14 protein-coding genes are annotated in these 14,232 nt (G+C 40.9%); 7 read left to right on the top strand and 7 right to left on the bottom strand.

Going from position 1 to position 14,232, the window contains the following annotated elements; all coding sequences use genetic code 11:
- Positions 1 to 77: 77 nt before the first annotated feature.
- From B1202_RS15315 to B1202_RS15305, 3 genes are all read right to left on the bottom strand, one after another.
- Positions 78 to 455, bottom strand: coding sequence for an RcnB family protein (locus tag B1202_RS15315; protein WP_078191466.1), 378 nt, complete (start codon positions 453 to 455; stop codon positions 78 to 80).
- Positions 456 to 676: 221 nt separating this feature from the next.
- Entirely contained in the window at positions 677 to 1,222 is a 546-nt protein-coding gene (locus tag B1202_RS15310) for a glutathione peroxidase (RefSeq protein ID WP_078191465.1), read from the bottom strand.
- A 144-nt stretch (positions 1,223 to 1,366) separates the two neighbouring features.
- Positions 1,367 to 2,125, bottom strand: coding sequence for an AraC family transcriptional regulator (locus tag B1202_RS15305; RefSeq protein ID WP_078191464.1), 759 nt, complete (start codon positions 2,123 to 2,125; stop codon positions 1,367 to 1,369).
- A 122-nt stretch (positions 2,126 to 2,247) separates the two neighbouring features.
- Here B1202_RS15305 and B1202_RS15300 point away from each other — a divergent pair, with 122 nt between their 5' ends.
- On the top strand, positions 2,248 to 3,129 hold the full coding sequence (locus B1202_RS15300) for a DMT family transporter (protein WP_078191463.1): 882 nt from the start codon (positions 2,248 to 2,250) through the stop codon (positions 3,127 to 3,129).
- A gap of 438 nt (positions 3,130 to 3,567) precedes the next feature.
- On the opposite strand, the gene B1202_RS15295 is transcribed toward B1202_RS15300, so the two are convergent.
- The 3 genes from B1202_RS15295 to B1202_RS15285 all read right to left on the bottom strand — a co-directional run bounded on the left by B1202_RS15295 (position 3,568) and on the right by B1202_RS15285 (position 6,616).
- On the bottom strand, positions 3,568 to 4,137 hold the full coding sequence (locus tag B1202_RS15295; RefSeq protein WP_078191462.1) for an L-threonylcarbamoyladenylate synthase: 570 nt from the start codon (positions 4,135 to 4,137) through the stop codon (positions 3,568 to 3,570).
- A 31-nt stretch (positions 4,138 to 4,168) separates the two neighbouring features.
- Complete coding sequence (gene dprA, locus B1202_RS15290; protein WP_078191461.1) at positions 4,169 to 5,350, bottom strand: DNA-processing protein DprA; 1,182 nt, start codon at positions 5,348 to 5,350, stop codon at positions 4,169 to 4,171.
- A 111-nt stretch (positions 5,351 to 5,461) separates the two neighbouring features.
- Positions 5,462 to 6,616, bottom strand: a complete 1,155-nt coding sequence (locus B1202_RS15285; protein ID WP_078191460.1) for a LysM peptidoglycan-binding domain-containing protein — start codon at positions 6,614 to 6,616, stop codon at positions 5,462 to 5,464.
- 119 nt (positions 6,617 to 6,735) lie between these two features.
- Here B1202_RS15285 and def point away from each other — a divergent pair, with 119 nt between their 5' ends.
- The 3 genes from def (at position 6,736) to B1202_RS15270 (ending at position 9,975) form a co-directional block, all read left to right on the top strand.
- Positions 6,736 to 7,266 carry a peptide deformylase gene (def, locus tag B1202_RS15280; RefSeq protein WP_078191459.1) on the top strand — a complete coding sequence of 177 codons (531 nt, stop codon included), beginning with the start codon at positions 6,736 to 6,738 and terminating at the stop codon, positions 7,264 to 7,266.
- Positions 7,267 to 7,356: 90 nt separating this feature from the next.
- The gene (locus B1202_RS15275) at positions 7,357 to 7,776 is read left to right on the top strand and encodes a DUF2946 family protein (protein ID WP_143221628.1); all 420 of its coding nucleotides are present in this window, start codon (positions 7,357 to 7,359) and stop codon (positions 7,774 to 7,776) included.
- Positions 7,777 to 7,920: 144 nt separating this feature from the next.
- The gene (locus tag B1202_RS15270) at positions 7,921 to 9,975 is read left to right on the top strand and encodes a TonB-dependent copper receptor (RefSeq protein WP_416202536.1); all 2,055 of its coding nucleotides are present in this window, start codon (positions 7,921 to 7,923) and stop codon (positions 9,973 to 9,975) included.
- A gap of 47 nt (positions 9,976 to 10,022) precedes the next feature.
- Here the strand turns inward: B1202_RS15270 and B1202_RS15265 are convergent, their stop codons facing one another.
- Positions 10,023 to 11,228, bottom strand: coding sequence for an oxygenase MpaB family protein (locus B1202_RS15265; RefSeq protein ID WP_078191557.1), 1,206 nt, complete (start codon positions 11,226 to 11,228; stop codon positions 10,023 to 10,025).
- A 95-nt stretch (positions 11,229 to 11,323) separates the two neighbouring features.
- On the opposite strand from B1202_RS15265, the gene B1202_RS15260 reads away from it, so the two are divergent.
- The 3 genes from B1202_RS15260 to B1202_RS15250 all read left to right on the top strand — a co-directional run bounded on the left by B1202_RS15260 (position 11,324) and on the right by B1202_RS15250 (position 13,932).
- On the top strand, positions 11,324 to 11,920 hold the full coding sequence (locus B1202_RS15260; RefSeq protein WP_078191456.1) for a TetR/AcrR family transcriptional regulator: 597 nt from the start codon (positions 11,324 to 11,326) through the stop codon (positions 11,918 to 11,920).
- Positions 11,921 to 12,031: 111 nt separating this feature from the next.
- Positions 12,032 to 12,673, top strand: a complete 642-nt coding sequence (locus B1202_RS15255; RefSeq protein WP_078191455.1) for an ABC transporter ATP-binding protein — start codon at positions 12,032 to 12,034, stop codon at positions 12,671 to 12,673.
- On the top strand, positions 12,670 to 13,932 hold the full coding sequence (locus B1202_RS15250) for a hypothetical protein (protein ID WP_078191454.1): 1,263 nt from the start codon (positions 12,670 to 12,672) through the stop codon (positions 13,930 to 13,932). The genes B1202_RS15255 and B1202_RS15250 overlap by 4 nt, the downstream gene beginning before the upstream one ends.
- Positions 13,933 to 14,232: the final 300 nt, after the last annotated feature.

Raw genomic sequence — 14,232 nt, 5'->3', positions numbered from 1 at the left:
TTGTTGCAAAGCAATAACAAAATAATCGCTTGAACAAAAAAAGAGGGCATTTGCCCTCTTTTGATGTTTTGGTGGGTTTAACCCGCAATGATTTTGATAATGGCGTGGCTGACAGCATTCATTAAAATGTAGTCGCCATTCACTTTAATCCATTGCTGGTTTTTGCCTGGTTTAGACAATTTTTTGTATTTGGTGTGGTCTACTTTGTAGCTATGACCACGGTATTCAGAAGGTACTTTTTGTCCAGAACGCCAATCATGTGATGGATTTACGGCTTTTTTCTTGTTCTGGCTTTGGTTTTTTACTGGTGTGTTTTGTTTAGTGTGCTGTTGAGCTTTCGTATTTTGGTTATGCGCAGGTGCATGTTGTTGGCTATTTTGCGGTGCAGCCATTGCTGGAGCAGCAACAAGTGCTGTCGAAATAGATAAAACGATAGCTTTCATTAATGTATTCATAAGTTCACCTGTTTACTGCTGAATGTGATTTGATAAGACTCATCATAATGAGTATTTACAGGGAAACTTTGAACGATGTGTATGTGAAATATTAAAATAATGAATAAATTATGTAAATTATCATTATATGATAATTAATAGCTATTATAGCGATATTTTAAAATGATCAATCTCAGTTAAAATCATAATAATCTTAACTGAGAGATTGAAATATTGTCGAATTATTTGGCTAATTCAGCGTTAATGGCATCGACAATACGAGCATCATCTGCCTTGATGTCTGGTGCAAATCGTGCCACAACTTCGCCTTGTTTATTCACGAGGAATTTTTCAAAGTTCCAGAGCACTTCAGGCTTTGGATTTGGTGTTAATCCGTATTCGACTAAATCATCCCACCATGGGCCTTCACCAATGCGTTCAGGAATGGCTTGGGTTAAGGTTTGATAAAGGGGGTGTTTATCCGCGCCTGCAACAGAAATTTTTGCAAAAAGTGGGAAATCGACCTTGTAGTTGATCGAGCAAAATTCTTGAATTTCAGCTTCAGAACCAGGTTCTTGTTCTAAAAAGTTATTGGCAGGAAAACCTAAGACTTCAAAACCTTGTAATTTCTTCTCTGTATAGAGTTTTTCTAGGCCTTCATATTGCGGTGTTAGCCCACATTTAGAGGCTACATTGACCAATAATAAAACCTTGCCTTGGTATTGATTGAGTGTGGTGTCATCACCTTGTATGGTTTTTACCGGGATATCGTAAACTGAAGCTGACATATTCGTTCCTAATTGAAGTTGTGCCTTTCATCCTTGTTTTAAAGGGAAATCTGGTGAACAGCAAGCTTTTATCGATAGGCTTTTCGCATAATTTTTGTAGTAGTTTGCAGAATTCGAGCTGATGCTTGCTTGAGTGCTTGGCATTTAACTAGTGGCACGATGTTGGTTTGGGGTTTTTCCTGTATAGCGTTTAAAAAACTCAATAAAGCTTGAGCTGTGTTGATAACCCAATTCATAGCTGAGAGCTTTAATAGACTGACCAGCGCGGAGTTGTTGAATGGCATAAATAATTTTGGCACGGTTTCGCCATTCAGAAAGGCTCATTTGTAGTTCGTGCTGACTCAGCCGCAGTAACTGACGCTCACTTAAACCCACATTGGCTAAGCATCGCTGTAGGCTCAAGCTAAAATGATCTACATCTGCGAGCTGCGCCAAGATCGGCTTTAACACCACATCATGGCTTTGCGGTAAATAATGTTGATGTTTGGGTGCTGTTTTTAACTGGTCGAATAAGACCTGTAGCAGGTGTCGATAGGGTGGTGTGGTATGTTGCTCTGTAGGAAAGGCCAAAATTTCTTGCGCCAATAAACGAAAGAAAGGCTGGATGCTAAATACTTCAGTCTGCTTGGGGAAATCTATGCAAAGATCAGGTGCAAGTCGGATTGCCACATAATGAATGGGTTGTTCATCAATCGCGACCGAGCAATGTTCTGTATGTGGGGGAATCCACACCCCATAACTGGCTGGTGAGAGATGGTGTTGTCCTTGTATCTCATACTCGAAAATACCATCGAGACAAAAATTAAAATCACCCCAAAGACAACTGTGCGGATAGACCGTATCTAATGTGGTGTAGTGCGCTTCAAAAAGCTCGATTTGTTGTTCAATCGGTGCTGATGTCATATATGCCTAGGTATCGATGTCTGAACTACAATATAAATGTCTGAAATCATGTATTTCAATTAAAACAGACATCACTCAAAATACCTAGACCAATCTTTGCACAATATATTGAGGAGTCAGACATGTTGCTTCAAGCGCGTTGGGCGAAATTTGCAATTTGTATGCCTCTGATCGCGGTATTTATATGGTCGTTGAATATTACCGTCACCCGCTATGTAACTGATTATATTTCACCGGTCAGTATCAGTTTTTATCGATGGCTTATTGCATTTTTGATCCTGACTCCCTTTATGCTGAAAACCGTTTGGCAGCAAAGGCAGCTTATCGGGCAGCATTGGCAGCAATTGGCTGTGCTGAGTGCTTTTGGCATGGTGTTATATCAAGGCTTGGGCTATACCGCTGCGCATTATACGACGGCGACCAATATGGGCATCATCAATGCCTTTATCCCTGTTTTTACGATTGCCGTTGCATTTTTCATACTGAAAGATGTGCCCAATCGCTATGCCATCTTGGGCTGTGCGATTTCATTTACGGGGCTATTGTTTGTCATTGCGCAAGGAGATTTCAGTCAATTACTGAATATGGGCGGACATTTCGGCGATATCCTCATGATCTTCGCAGTGTTCTTTTATGCCTTTTATGGGGTGTTTTTAAAAAAATGGCAATTGAAACTTCCGCTACTGTTGAGCTTATATGTACAAATTTTCTTTGCCGTTTTATATCACTTGCCATTCGTGTTGTATTTAGGCATTGACGCGATTAATTCTGCGAATGCGCCAAGTGTATTTTATGCGGCAATTTTTCCATCACTGATTGCACCGTTGGTATGGATGTTGGCTGTACAACATCTCGGCCCGAATCGCACCAGTATTTTTATGAATTTGATGCCGGTATTTACCGCGATTATTGCCTATTTCTGGTTGGCTGAGCAGTGGATGTTTTATCATAGTGTCGGCACAGTGATGGCGATTACTGGGGTGATCTTGGCGCAGCGTAAGTAAATCCAGTAAAAAGTTGAAAATTTACGAGAAGTGTTGATTAAAAAATAAGCAAACAAACTTATTTTTTTATAGAGCAAATCTTTTGAAAATGGATTTTTGAGTGTAAAACTGAATTAAAAAATAAATGCTCGTCTTAAAAATCAATCAAAAATAGATACATATTTTGACTAAGTGGTTATAAAATCACAAATAAAGTGCTTATCAGTAGTTTTATTTATATAAAAAATCTATTTGTTAAATTTAAAAAAATATTACATAATACTTTCATCGTAAATGATGAAGTAATTCTTAATAATTACTTGATATTTACCCAGAGATTGCAAGACCCTCTGGATGTGATTTTATACACATCCTTTTTTATGCTCAGCCATCCCTATATGGCTGAGCTTTTTTTTGTCTGTATTTTCCCAAAAGGCAGGTGTAGACAGGCATCCGAGCTTATGCGCGGATGATTTCACCTGTTTCAGCATCAATAATTTTGCTTGGTTCTTTGCTTAGGCCGAGATCACCATTTAAGTAATTGAGTTCATTGGAAAAATACTGATTGGCTTCTTGTAAGGAACGTGCAGGGGTTAATCCCGCCGGATTGGCACTGGTAGACACAATAAAGCCATTAAAAGCTTGGCATAAAGCCACACATAAAGAGTGGGTAGTCACACGGACTGCGACTTTTGGATGATTGCCTTTAATCCATGTTGGAATATGGTCGCCAGCCGGTAATAACCATGTGGTTGCACGTTCATTGGGTTTACGGTTAGTCCAGGTCGCAATGACTTGTTGACGCATATCTTCTGTTAAGCCTTGGAGCAGGTGTTCAACTTGAGCGACATTGGCAGCCAATAGAATCACGCCTTTTTCAATGGGACGTTGTTTTAAGCGCAAAATTTCGAGAAAGGCTTGCTCATTGTAGGGATCACAGCCCAATCCCCAAACAGCCTCTGTAGGATATGCGAGAACCTGACCTTTTTTAAGACAGGAAGCTGCTTCTGCAACAGAGGTGGTAATCATTTCTATAGACCTTATCTGATTCGACAAAGGACTATTGTGAACCTAATTTACCCATTCGACAACGTAAGTAGTGTCCGGCTTGTTGTGTGGCATAGCCCATTAACTCTAATTCCATCAGTTGACTGGTCAATGTCGCGGTATCAATTTTGAGTTGAATGGACAATTGATCAAGGCTTTGGCCGACCCAATCGAGTTGCCGATACAGCGCAATTAAATGTTCTGGGATAGGTTCGGGTGGAGGGGAGTCCGGTATTGCTGTTTCGGGTGTCGCTATTTCGGTGGTTGTTAAGGTTTTGGCAGCCTGCGATTGCCATTGTGTAGCCAATGCCAAGTCTTCAATGACCTGTTGTGGATGATCAATCAAAATTGCACCTTCGCGTATGAGTTGATGGCAACCTTGATGCGACTCACTATAAATATGGCCTGGAATGGCAAAAATAGATTTACCTTGTTCGGCAGCACGCTGAGCCGTGATCAGTGAGCCACTTTTTAATGCCGCTTCCGCCACGATGACGCCAAGACTGAGCCCGCTGACGATACGATTTCGATGTGGAAAATGGTGTTGCAGGGGTGGAGTGTACGGTAGAAACTCACTGATTACGGTGCCACCATGTTGAATAATATCTTGTCTTAAACTCTGATGTGCGGTCGGATAAGTTTGATCTAAACCTGTGCCCATCACGGCAATGGTTCTGTGGTGTTGTATGGCAGCGCGATGTGCCGCTTCATCAATTCCTTGTGCTAAACCGCTATTGATATAGAACCCTTGCTCACTCAGATAATAAGCAAAATCATAGGCAATTTGTCGACCTTGGGGACTGGGTTTGCGGCTACCCACAATCGCAATTTGCGGTTGCATCAAGGCTTGAGCATTGCCTTGTCCAAATAGAATGGGCGGCTTGTCGCTATAAGGTAACAGCTGTTGTGGATAGTTTATATCTTCAGGAATCAGTACAAAGTCACTGTATTGTTCAATATCCTTGAGACATTTTTCAAAACTAAGCTGTCCACTTGGGCTATGAAATTCTTCAAAGCGCTGTAAATGATTTTTATGCAGTCCTAATTTTTTCCAAGTGGTGATTTGATCAGGCTTAAGGGCGTGGTGTAGGGCAGGATAGTGCTGCTGAATTTTATAGAAACTACGAAGTGAGTGTTGCACCACAAACCACAGGCGAATGTAATCTAAATGCAAGTCAGTCAATGAATTGAGCATAATGAGACCTTTGAATATGTCTTCTTTTTATGGTTTAAAATTATTAGTGATATCGTTGTTGGATAATAAAAAATGAGGCTGAATACAGCCTCATTTTTTATGGATTTGGTCTTAGTCATCCATCAGTGGTGGCTGAATCGTTGCACCCACTTTGATTGGTAATTCGCTTTCAAGTACATAAGCATAGCTTAAGTTATCAAACGTTTTGAATACCATGATGTTGCCAATACGTTGTCCTGGAAGTTGAACACGTTCTTTGGTTTTCGGATCAGTCACGATTTCACCTTTTTGGTTCACGCTAAAGACTTGACCAGATTGAACGCCTTGCAAGCTACCACGGTCGATCGTCACAACACTGTGAACCGCTGCAGTACCAATCGAGCCCATGACACGAACAATACTACCGCCAGCAGTGACATTTTCTGCATTGGTTGGATAGAACAGTGTTGGCAGCATTGGGTCATATTCAGGAAGAACACGATCGCCACGACGAACTTCGGCATTATAAGTATCGGTTAGTTCTAAAGTGGTAATGTCATTTTCACCACGAACGGCAACACCTGAAGCGACTTGAGTCAGTTCTAAACCTGCGTTGTATTTTTTGCCGTTTGCATCGGTAAAGATGTACGGTTCGCCTTCACGGTAAACAGCATATCGTTGACCGACTTGCATACCTTGGCCGCGTGCATAAACTGTTTGGCCTTTGGCTGCCAATACACGTTGATCAGCTGTACCTAAAATGTAAGGTGTGCCTTCCACAGAATCAGCTGCAACAATCATGCTGCGCTCAAGCCATTGCTTAATATATTCCAATGGAATAACCGGAATCGCACTATTTAGGGATTCAACACGAACTTGTGGTTGAAGTTTAGTGCCACCTGTATAGCGACGAATAATGCCTTCACAGCCATCGCCTTCATCTTTACCGATGATTGGGCGGCCATTGTAGGTACACATTAATAGGCGGTCACCTGGGAAAATCCAATGCGGATTTTTAACGTGTTTATTGCTCGCCCAGATTTCAGGCCAACGCACAGGATTTTTTAAGAAACGCTTGGAAATATCCCACAACGTATCGCCCTTTTTCACCACATAAACTTGAGGCGCACCTGCCTTTAATGACGGTGGATTGACGTTACGAGCAGGGGCAGCTTCTGCAACACTGACCATTCCCATCCCCACACTTACACAGACTGTAAGTGCCAATAATTGTTTTTTAAACCCCAAGGCACTAAAAGTTGGCATGCCCTTCAAAACCTTTTTCATTATCATAATTCCTAAAATTATGTATGTAACTGCGTTATAATAACGATATTACACACAATTTTTTGATGAAGCATTCCTTCATTTTGTTTTTTGATCAATGGCATAAGTGAGGACGTCGTATGGCCTTATTACCTATTTTAAGTTTCCCCGATCCCCGTCTTCGTACCATTGCAAAACCAGTCGAAGAAGTTACTGATGAAATTCGTCAGTTAGCAGCCGACATGTTTGAAACTATGTATGAAGCACCGGGAATTGGCCTGGCAGCAACACAGGTAGATCACCATATTCAGCTGATAGTCATGGATTTATCTGAAGAAAAAGATCAACCCATGGTGTTTATTAACCCCAAAATTACGCCATTGACGCAAGAGACGCAGCCCTATGAAGAAGGCTGTTTATCAGTGCCTCAAATATACGATAAAGTTGAGCGCCCGTCACGTGTAAAAATTCAGGCAATTAACCTTGAAGGTCAATCATTTGAAGTGGAAGCGGACGGACTTCTCGCAGTTTGTATCCAACATGAAATGGATCACTTAAATGGTAAGTTATTCGTCGACTATCTATCGCCTTTGAAACGTCAACGTGCACGTGACAAAGTGGAAAAATTGGTTCGCCAACGTCAAAAAGATAAAGTCGCAGTTAAGCGTTAATTGATCGCGGTTAAAAAATACCTGAGACAAGCCCAATTTCGATTGGGCTTTGTTATACTTGCGCCAGACAAATGTTAGGGTTTGCCTGTATTGTTTCGTAGTGGAGTGCTGCTGTCCTTTGCAGCCGTTTTTTTGCAGATTGCTGTTTTTTTACAGCCATTGTTGCCCAAGCAATATCAAGTTGCTCCGGTCTGCGAAACCATTACGCGTGCACTTTTACTTCCCAATGTTCATACTGAACATACCGCACATTCACACCATTCATCTTCCGCTCATGTAGAGCAAGTTCAAGTCGATCATACTGCCCATGAACATGATGCCAGTCATCAATGTCAGTATTGTACGGTCTATGGCAATTTGGTTTTGCCCCCTGAACTTGATGTAAAAGAAGTGCTTGATCGAATTCAAGTTCGTTTAATTGCTTTTCAAAAAGCTTTCAAGCATGTTTGGTTTGTTCTTCAACAACTCTTTTTACTTCCGCAAGGTCGAGCCCCGCCACTCGCTGCATAAATCCGACGTTTTTTTAACTTGGGTCTTTGAGGACTCAGGTACGCCTTTATTTATGTATTTTGTGAGATAAACATGGCTCAGCCTAAATTTTTTCTACAGCCTCTTGCGGCTGCAATTTGTGTTGCCTGCTATTCAACTACAGTGATGGCTGACGAGATGTCCGTAGAGATGTCCGTAGAGATGACGGAAACCAATGCCGTACAGACTTTGGCACCGATTGTGGTGACATCACATCAAGGGAATGATGCCAATGGCCTGATTGTTCATGCCAACCCCAAACAGCCGATTCAACCGATACCTGCCAGTGATGGGGCCGATTATTTAAAAAGTATTGTGGGGTTTAGTGCCATTAAAAATGGGGGAACCAATGCAGACCCAACCTTCCGTGGCATGTTTGGTTCACGCATTAAAATTTTGACCGATGGCACAGAAAATCTAGGGGCGTGTCCAAGTCGTATGGATGCACCAACTTCTTATATTTCCCCTGAAAGTTATGACCGAATTTCAGTAATTAAAGGACCTCAAACGGTTCAATATGCCAATACAGGTTCTGCTGCAACAGTCTTGTTTGAACGCAAACCTGAACAATTCGATGCTGATAAAAACTACCGTGGTCAAGCCAGTGTGATGATCGGTTCTTATGGTCGTTTAGATCATAATGTCGAAGCGGCCGTGGGGGATGAACATAAATATGTGCGTCTAAATGCCAGCCGTTCTGTTGCAGACAGCTACCAAGACGGAGATGGTAATACTGTGCCGTCAGACTGGGAGCGCTGGAATACAGATTTGGCATTCGGTTGGACACCAAATGAAGATACATGGGTAGAACTTACCGGAGGTAAAGCCGATGGTGAGGCGGTATACGCAGGCCGTTCAATGGATGGTTCGCAATTTGCCCGTGAAAGCTTAGGCCTTCGTGTCGAGAAAAAGAATGTCACTGAGGTGATTAAAAAAATCGAAGCACAGGTCAACTATAGTTATAACGACCATATCATGGACAACTTTAGTTTGCGTGAGCCACCTTTAGCTGAAATGACCCATCATGGTATGACTATGCTGATGCCGAATCCAATGGCGATGCAGGTTACACGTCGTACGTTAAATGCACGTATGGCGGTAACGCATGAATGGGATAAGCTGCAGTTCATTACTGGACTGGATACGCAGAATAATAAGCATGCCGGCAGCATGATGTCGAAAATGATGCCTTCGATGAATAAGCCCTTAACGCAAGATATGGCATTTCAGTCCTATGGCGGTTTTGGAGAAGTCAGTTATCAATTGAGTGATAACAATAAGTTGGTTTCAGGACTTCGTCTCGATCAAGTGCAAGTGAAAGATGAGCGTGCAGCTTCGAAAGCGAGTGGCTATTACACGGAGCTGAATGAAACTTTGCCAAGTGCTTTTATTCGTTTTGAAAATAAGCACCCTGAACATGACAATGGTAAAACCTATATCGGTCTGGGCTATGTGGAACGCATGCCAGATTATTGGGAATTATTTAGCCCTAAACATGGCAATGCGGGCACAACAAACACCTTTAATGGCGTCGAAACTGAAAAAACCTTGCAGTTAGATGTGGGCTATCAACATGAACATGGAGCATTCAGTTCATGGGCATCTGCCTATGCGGGGCTGATTCAGGACTTTATTTTGATGAGTTATCATGACCATCCAAATACAGGTGAGCATGATCATGGTTCAACCTTTAGCGCGGGTGCGAAAAATGTCGATGCCACCATTGCGGGAGCTGAAGCGGGGATTGGCTATCAATTTAGCGATCATATTCAAGCCGATGTTAGCGCAATGTATGCGTGGGGTAAAAACACCACAGATGGCAAGCCATTACCGCAAATCTCACCTTTAGAAGCGCGTATCAACTTACGTTATATCCAAGATAATTATACTTTGGGAGCGTTTTGGCGTGTGGTTGATGGACAAAATCGTATCAGTGCGCACCAAGGAAATATCGTGGGTTATGACCTCAAAGAAAGTGCAGGTTTTGGCACACTGTCTCTAAATGGTACTTATCATATTGATGAGGGTGTAGATGTATCTGTGGGTGTGGATAATCTCCTGAATAAAACCTATACCGAACATTTGAATAAATTGGGTGATGCAGGGACAGGTTTAGCGACCGATCAACAGTTTAATAATATTGGTCGCAATTATTGGGCACGTATTTCGATGAAATTCTAAATCTTGATATTTGTCATCCAAAAAGCAGAGCGTTCGCTCTGCTTTTTTTATTGGTGCATACTGGCCAGTTGTTTGGCCTTACTTTGATACAGTGCTAACCCGAGTTTTTGAATTGCACGGCCTTTTTGCTGTAATTTTTGATTTAAACTCGGAACATGCTTAGCACCTGAATATAGGACGAGATTTCTAGCCAATAAATAATAGGCAAACCATGCGGCGGACTGGGGTTTGAGCCCTAATTTATGCATGCGTTTTTTGCCAATAAAAAATTGTGTCAGCTCCAGATGTTGTCGATAAGCCAGTTTTTGCTGAAGTGGTCGAAGGTATTTGTACTGCCTTTCAAACGGTTCCTTAGAGAGACTGGCACCGAGAGCCATACTGCTTGCATCGGATTGGGGGTGTACAAATTGCATCCAATACAGCAGTTTCCAACCGTCAGATTCTTTTTCAATTAACCATTTTTCATCAATACCCATCAACCAGCCGACATAGCGCCAAAAATGCAAAAAGCTTTCAGTTTCTTGTTTTGATGGAAAAATTCCTAAAGCGCGAATGCCCAAAAGTACCACACTGCTAAAGGCAAGATTGGTCATCGCCAAGTCAAATTGATTCATCGGCACCCCCCACGTTGCAAAATCCCAGTCTTTGCCTTTTTGGAGTTGGTGCCGTACCAAAGCGTGAATAAAACGCACATAAATCGTCGATGTAAATCCCGCATGCAAACGCTCGAGTCCGCATTCTTCAGTGATATCTACCCACCATTTTGTGGTCTCAGCCAGACGTGTACCGGCTTGTTTATTTAAAGCACCGGTCAGCATGAGCGGCTGATTGAAACCGGGGAAAAGATAACCGACCATGAGCGAAAGATCGCGCAAAATAAAGCCATTGTTAATCCCTAGGCGATAGGTGAACTCAAGGGCTTGCTGTATTTTTTCTGGCTCTAGCCACGGCGGTATTTGTTCAACATGCTTAAAAAAATGCTCGAGTTCAGGAATAGGAAAGGGAAGCTGTTCTACACCTTTAAATAAAGCAATTTCAAAATATTCACGATGCTGCTTAGGGTTCTGCATCATCCACGTGAGCACTTTTTCCATCTGTGGATCACCACATTGCAAGGCTTTATTGAGGGCAAGATATTGAGCGTAATTTGGCTGTGCAGCCTGACCCGTCAAATGAGACAACAGAAAACTCAGTAGATTAGATTGCTGCGTGGCCTGAAATGAAGCCAGTCGGGTATTGAAGTGAGTGGTCATGTTTTGATCTTCAATGTTATTGTTGCATACCACACTAATATGAATATTTATTCGCATTCAATTCGCATAAAACTATCGCATTGGAGAGCAATAGAATGAGAAAAAGACCACAACAACAACGCGCGAAAATGATCGTGGAAAGTATTTTGCAAGCTGCGCAGTTGTGTATTGCAGAACAAGGTTTACTGGAGCTGACGACGCCCAAAATTGCGGAAAAATCTGGCGTGAGCGTTGGGTCGATTTATCAATATTTTGAAAATAAAGAACAAATCGTAGAAGAGTTACTGCTCAGAAAATCAGAACAATTGGGGTTAGCACTAAAAAATATAGTCGTGGAGCAAGAGCAGCACAGTATTTATGAGGTGATCCCACTTTGTATTCAGTTTGGCTTTGATATGTTGAAAGCTGATCGTGGCTTCTTCATTGAGATCTTAAAACATTGGCATCAATACAGTCATTCAGATGCCTCTCAGGTTTTGGAAAAGCATTTTTTTGAAGTTGGGATGTATTTATTTAATCGCTATTATTCACATTGGAACTTTGAAACGCTGAAACATCGCTCTTTTGTGATCATTAATAGTACCTTATTTACCATGATGCACTATGTGAGCAATAATAGTTTTTTAATTACAGAACAGCAGCTTAAAGTGGAATTGTCGAAGATGATTTTGGCGTATTTAGATAGTGAATAACACTGAAAAAAATAAATTTGTCTCTTAAACAATCTATTTAATTCTGATCCAAGATATGTGAAGATAGATCAATAATAAATCAATAATTTACGACAATAAATTAGGAAAACCATGATGGTTTCTTTGCGCTTGCAGCAACTGTCCAAATCTTTTGCGGGAAAATGTATATTTTCAAATTTAAATTTAGAGTTAAGCGAATTCGGAATTGTCGCTGTTGTTGCTGAGAATGGAGCAGGGAAGTCCACCTTACTTGCGATGATTGCTGGGATGTTGGATTTTGATGCAGGCAATATTTTGATTAATGATCAGCAATATGCCCCTTACAACAATGAATACAAGAAACTTGTGGCCTATGTGCCAGATAAAAGCCCTATTTATGATTTTTTACAAGGGCAGGAGTTTCTGAATTTAATATCTGATATTCGAGGGATAGCGTATGAGCAGTATCAAATCTTCATTGAAAAATTTAAATTAGAAAACTATTTAGCCACGCCATTTGCTGACATGTCTTTTGGTACAACCAAAAAGTTTTTATTGGTCGCAGCCTTAATGACTTCGGCACCTTTACTGATTTTAGATGAACCGAGCAATGGCTTAGATCAAAACGCCTTGGCTGAATTAACAAGCATACTTTTACAGCAGAGCCAAACGAAATTGATTCTATTATCTTGCCATGATCCTATATTTAGAGACAGTCTCGCAGCAAAAATCATCGAGCTAGATCGGCTAAAGTCCAATGAGCAGGCGGCATGATTAGACAAAGACATGTTGGGCAGCGAACAATTATAAAAACGCTTTTGAAATACCGATGGACATTTTATGTCAAGACCACAGCAGACGCAGTTGCACGGCAAAAGCATTTACTTATTTTAGTCACATTAATTCTCGGGCCAATGCTATTTGGACTGCTGTTATCATTAGTGCAGCCCATTATTGATTTGGTTTATTGCAAATCATTAATTACGAACCTGTTTCTTTGGACAGGCTTTCTTGCCTTAAATGTATTTTGGTGTGCGATACAGCGTAAAGCTTTGAGTGGTGGAGAAGGGTATCGCTATCTAGCGCTATTGCCCATCACGCTTAAAAGTCGCTTTTCAGTGGAAATTAAATTTTTAGGCAGTTTAAGCTTTTTGCTGATACTGCCATTTATTTTAGCGCTTCTATATGTTTGGGTTGAGTATGAATTCTTAGCTTCCATTGGCATCAGTGTATTGATGCTACTTTGGATCTTTAATTTATTAATTATACAAATGCTGTTTTTACAACAGAATCAATATTGGGTTTTAGTCTGTCTTTTGACATATTTGCCCATTTTGAGTCTAGCGATATTGGACGCTCAACTCATTGCGGTGTTGTTATCTACTTTCATCTGTATAGCGGCAATAAAATTTTGGCTGCTTGGCAGAAAATCAAAACCAATAAAGCTGCAAGTACCTAGCGTATTTCTGATACAGAAATATAGCCCACTCTGGCTCAATCAAAATAAACTCATTATTCGTCAGGCATTTCATAAAAGATTTCTAACCCATCGTATTGTCAGTATCGGTATATCAGTTACTGCGGTCGTGATTTTGTATTGGTTCGCCACACAGGCAGATACTTGGAACATCATGAGCCTTGATTTTACCGCTTCACAATTATTCCAATTAATGTGTGCCGTCTATATTGCACTGAGTTTATTCAATCTAGGCGTGATAAAAATGGACTTAAAATCAAATTTTGAATCTGCAGAACAATTCTGGATCATTCAAGGGTTCACACGATGGCAGCTCAGGAAATACGAATACTGTGTTTTATTGATAATTGGCTTGTTGATGAGTGTGCCAGTTTTGGTCTGGCTACTGCTGAAAGGTGGGTTTGTAGATGTGTTATTAATGGCGACATTATTTGGTATCGCCATTCCATTTATTCAGTGGTTGTATAGAAAACCTGAAGAAGTGCACGGTGTTATGCCAATTTTAATGTTTATCTTATGGGTGCCTGTGGCATATTGCATGCTTTCTGTACGCTAAAAGCACTTTTTTAAGTAAAAAAACTTGATTTAGTAGAATAAATAAACAAACGTAATGAAAAATTAAAAATAAATGGAAAAGGGTGTTGCAACGGTCCTGAAATGCTGTAGAATGCACATCCATCGGCGGTGATGAAGATTAAAACTTCTGATAAAACAATAACTTGGTTGAATTGATTAAGTTGGGTTTTATTTGATGAGTTTAAAAATAATTTGAATTACCGGTTGACTCTTTAGAAATAAAGAGTAATATAGCCGACCTAGCTTGCTGGTGACGAACCAACAAGAAGATCATTAAGAG

It is taken from the genome of Acinetobacter amyesii (genome assembly GCF_002018365.1).
Classification (GTDB): domain Bacteria; phylum Pseudomonadota; class Gammaproteobacteria; order Pseudomonadales; family Moraxellaceae; genus Acinetobacter; species Acinetobacter amyesii.
This window is presented reverse-complemented; position numbering and strand designations above follow the sequence as displayed.

Coding starts and splice junctions, on each gene's coding strand:
- B1202_RS15315 (WP_078191466.1), bottom strand. CDS start 455: ATGAATACATTAATGAAAGCTATCGTTTTATCTATTTCGACAGCACTT.
- B1202_RS15310 (WP_078191465.1), bottom strand. CDS start 1,222: ATGTCAGCTTCAGTTTACGATATCCCGGTAAAAACCATACAAGGTGAT.
- B1202_RS15305 (WP_078191464.1), bottom strand. CDS start 2,125: ATGACATCAGCACCGATTGAACAACAAATCGAGCTTTTTGAAGCGCAC.
- B1202_RS15300 (WP_078191463.1), top strand. CDS start 2,248: ATGTTGCTTCAAGCGCGTTGGGCGAAATTTGCAATTTGTATGCCTCTG.
- B1202_RS15295 (WP_078191462.1), bottom strand. CDS start 4,137: ATGATTACCACCTCTGTTGCAGAAGCAGCTTCCTGTCTTAAAAAAGGT.
- dprA (WP_078191461.1), bottom strand. CDS start 5,350: ATGCTCAATTCATTGACTGACTTGCATTTAGATTACATTCGCCTGTGG.
- B1202_RS15285 (WP_078191460.1), bottom strand. CDS start 6,616: ATGAAAAAGGTTTTGAAGGGCATGCCAACTTTTAGTGCCTTGGGGTTT.
- def (WP_078191459.1), top strand. CDS start 6,736: ATGGCCTTATTACCTATTTTAAGTTTCCCCGATCCCCGTCTTCGTACC.
- B1202_RS15270 (WP_416202536.1), top strand. CDS start 7,921: ATGGCTGACGAGATGTCCGTAGAGATGTCCGTAGAGATGACGGAAACC.
- B1202_RS15265 (WP_078191557.1), bottom strand. CDS start 11,228: ATGACCACTCACTTCAATACCCGACTGGCTTCATTTCAGGCCACGCAG.
- B1202_RS15260 (WP_078191456.1), top strand. CDS start 11,324: ATGAGAAAAAGACCACAACAACAACGCGCGAAAATGATCGTGGAAAGT.
- B1202_RS15255 (WP_078191455.1), top strand. CDS start 12,032: ATGATGGTTTCTTTGCGCTTGCAGCAACTGTCCAAATCTTTTGCGGGA.
- B1202_RS15250 (WP_078191454.1), top strand. CDS start 12,670: ATGATTAGACAAAGACATGTTGGGCAGCGAACAATTATAAAAACGCTT.